A 3,536-nucleotide genomic window follows, 5' to 3' on the forward strand; every position below is an offset into this window, starting at 1 on the left:
GCCCCTCGGCCGCCGGTGTGATGAGTGAGATCACCACACCAACGACGAGGGGCTCTGCCACGTCACCACCCCCGTTGACCAGCCATTTCACCCCTGCAGCACAGGATGAAAGAGGCTCAGTGTTCGCTACTGGACTTGATCGGGTGATGCCGGGGCGTTCTCCTGAAGCCTCTGCGGTGGTCAGGTAGCTGTGGAGCTTGTGAGATATGCGCAGGGCGGCGGGCTAACCGATGCCGGGAGGGCAGCGCGGGAGCGGGTCCGGCTGCAGGCTGTGGATTGCTTCGAGCGTGGGGAGCGGTGGCGCCGGTCCTGGCGCGAACGCGGCGCGGCCGGTGTTGCGTCCAAGGGATCACCCGGACGTCCCCAGCTCAGCGATGCGCAAGTGGCCAGGCCGGAAAGCGAGTTGGAGCCTGGGCCGTTGACGCACGGCTGGGCGGATCAGCGGTGGACGCTGGCCAGGGTGAAGACGCTGATCGGTCGCATGTTCCGCGTTTCATACACGCTCCAAGGCACGTGGAGGCTGCTGAAGCGACGCGGCTGGTCGTGGCAGCAGCCCGCCCGCCGGGCCATCGAGCGCGACGACACGGCGGCCGACTTGTGGAAGAAGGACGTCTGGCCGCGGGTAAAAGCACCGCGGCGGCGCTCGGTGCCTGGATTGTCTTCCAGGACGAGGCCGGGCAGTCGCTGACGCCGCCGCGCTCCAGGACCTGGGGCCGCCGGGGCTGCACGCCCGTAGTGCGGGTACGCGGAAGAGGATCGGGCCGGGTGTCGATGGCGGGGATGGTCTGCTACCAGCCGGGCCGGCGCTCGCGGATGTTCTACGCCGTGCGCGAGTACCGGGGCAGCCGAAAGGCTTCGGCTGGTGGGACCTGCGCGACCTGGTCGTGCGGGCCCGCATCCAGCTCGGCGGGCCCATCGTGCTCGTCTGGGACAACGTACGCCTCCATCTCACAGCCGGGATGCGGCGGTTCATCGCTGCGAACGCGGCCTGGCTCACCGTCTTCCAACTGCCCTACGCACCCGACCTGAACCCGCAGGAGGGCATTTGGTCGCTGGTCAAACGCGACCTCGGCAACCTCGCCGCAGCCGACCTCGCCCAGATCACCCGGGCTGTGAAGCGCAAACTCAAGCAGATCCAGTACCGACCCGACCTGGTCGACGGATGCCTGGCCGGCACTGGCCTGACTATGGATGACTGACCGACATGCCCCCGTGAGGTCAGGCCGTATTCGATGGAAGACCGAGCCTCCCGGCTGACAGGCTTTGACCATGAATCTCCAGCCCAACGAGTATCCAACCCCTCCTGGCTGGGCAAGCCGATCGACGCACGCCCGCTGTTCGGGCCCGAGCTGGCGTCGCTCCTCGACCTGCTACGCGGTCACCGGCCCGATGAGTGGAGCAGGGCTGCGGTCCCAGGCTGGACCGTTCACGATCTTGCCGCCCACATCCTCGGCGCCTACCACGGCCGTCTCGGCTGGAGCACAGAGGGACACCAGCGCACCATAGCGGCTGGAGAGAGTCTGGAAGCGTTCATCCACCGGGTCAACCAGGAATGGATCGACCTCCACGGCGCTCACAGCCCAGCCGGGCTCATCGAAGCCCAGGGACCCACATCGCCCGCCAATTCGAGGGCACCGACCTTGGCGCAACGGGCCTTGCAGTGTCCTGGGCAGGGGCCGACCCGGCACCCACGTGGCTGGACGTCGCCCGGGAGTTCACCGAGTACTGGACCCACCGCCAGCAGATCCGTCACGCCACCGGCCAGGACACCGATCTGGAGCCCAACGCTCTGGCCACGGTCCTGGACACCTTCATGCGGGCCTTGCCCCACACGCTGCGTCACACGCCCGCACCCGCCGGGACACAACTCCAGGTGGTCATCGATGAGCCGGCCGTCGGTACCTGGACCGTGACCGCCACCGCGGACCGCTGGTCACTGGCCGAATCACCCAGCGGCCGGCTGGCCGCATCAGTGCGGCTGGACTCAGAGACCACCTGGCACCTCTGCACCCGCGGCATTGATCCCGGCACTGCCCTTGCCCGAGCCCGCATCAGCGGAGAGCACCAGATTGCCGAAGCCGCCTGCCAGATCGATCCATCGTCTACTGATGGACGCTGCGCGTCGAGGTACCACCCTGTGTTGCCAGCTGACATAGATGACAGACCGACATCACGCATTCAAGTTCAGTATCGCTACGTGAACGCCCGGATTCGCATTGCAACTCCGACTACGTGTGGGCTGCAGGTTCACTGCACCTGTCTAATGTGCGGGGGCAATCTCGTCACTTATCTCCCCGCAACCTCGGGCTCACCTTTTGACTGGCCTGAACCCATGACGAGTCATTTTCGTAGTGATTTGCGACGGGGGGCGAATCACGTGGAACGATAGCTCTTTACGGTCTTGCCCTCCGATTGGTTTGGTTCATCATTCGCTGCGGAATCTTGCACACTCAAGGAGATTGATCCACATGCCTACTCCCTCTCAATCAGGACCTAGTAAAGATCAGCCGTCGTTCTGGACCATAGTGCGGGCCCTTACCAGCACCTTTCCGCTGTGGTGGGCGCCACGAGCTGAAGGTGAGCCACGTCTGGATGCCAGGCGGCACGTCGATAGTACGATGGCTGCAGACGGTAAGACCGGGTCAGATTTTGTCGGTACAAGCCTACGCGATGGCATCGAAGTATTTGGGTTGGTGTACCAAGAGAACGGCGCGAGCAATGTGAACGGGGCTTTCAAGCAGCGTGGGCGCGGGTTGAAGCGTGCTTTCGTGACGCGAGTGGATAGCCCCGAGGCAGACGATGCTTTCCGCAGGATCGCGCAGGCGGAGTGGGATTGGTGGGCGGCTGAATACACGAGAACTGGTTCCCGTCAGGCTGAGATCGCCATAAGCATCCCCGTGGAGACCCGTGTGGAACTTCAAAAGCAAATGGGTTATTTTACTCGCGCGGTGGAGCAGTTTGCTAGAAACTCATTCAAGAGTTTCGACCAGTTCTATGGTTTCGGTTCCGCGGCATCAGTGCGCCCATCGCCTTCTACCCCCGTCTGCCCGCCTACCGCTGCCGCATTGGCTGCTTACCGGGCCCAACAATGCATTCCGGCACAGCAGTCTGAGAAGAATGTGAATCATCGCTAGGTTTCCATTTGTGGAGAGTTCAGGCGACGCTATGTGTATGCATGTCAAGGCACCATGATTTGCGTCACTGGTTTCTTGCACTTGATAGGTTTAATCGTCCGTTGAATCAGTCTCCTCGAATCTGAGGCTCTTGCGGAAGGCTCGTGACATCTGATGTCACGAGCCTTCCGCTTTCTTGAGTACTTGACGGGCTGAAGGTGTTTGCGGCGATCATCTATGTGCCGGTCAGTGAGCCTCTTTCATCCTGTGCTGCAGGGGTGAAATGGCTGGTCAACGGGGGTGGTGACGTGGCAGAGCCCCTCGTCGCTGGTGTGGTGATCTCACTCATCACACCGGCGGCCGAGGGGCTCTGTTGGTTCCGTATCCTTCCATGCTCGACGTCCCGTACGAGCTGGTCGAGCA

Annotated in this window: 1 protein-coding gene and 2 pseudogenes; all 3 read left to right on the top strand. The window is 63.1% G+C overall.

Going from position 1 to position 3,536, the window contains the following annotated elements; genetic code table 11:
- The first annotated feature begins 199 nt into the window (after window positions 1-199).
- A pseudogene (locus tag ABT070_RS46425) lies at window positions 200-1,199 on the top strand (IS630 family transposase).
- Between the two features lie 33 nt (window positions 1,200-1,232).
- Window positions 1,233-2,109: pseudogene (locus ABT070_RS46070) on the top strand (maleylpyruvate isomerase family mycothiol-dependent enzyme).
- Window positions 2,110-2,618: 509 nt separating this feature from the next.
- Window positions 2,619-3,134, top strand: a complete 516-nt coding sequence (locus ABT070_RS46075) for a hypothetical protein (RefSeq protein WP_351769337.1) — start codon at window positions 2,619-2,621, stop codon at window positions 3,132-3,134.
- Window positions 3,135-3,536: the final 402 nt, after the last annotated feature.

This window comes from Streptomyces sp. NPDC002884, from assembly GCF_040295245.1.
GTDB lineage: Bacteria > Actinomycetota > Actinomycetes > Streptomycetales > Streptomycetaceae > Streptomyces.

Excerpts from the sequence above, each read along its gene's own strand:
- ABT070_RS46075 (WP_351769337.1), top strand. The coding sequence starts at position 2,619 with ATGGCTGCAGACGGTAAGACCGGGTCAGATTTTGTCGGTACAAGCCTA.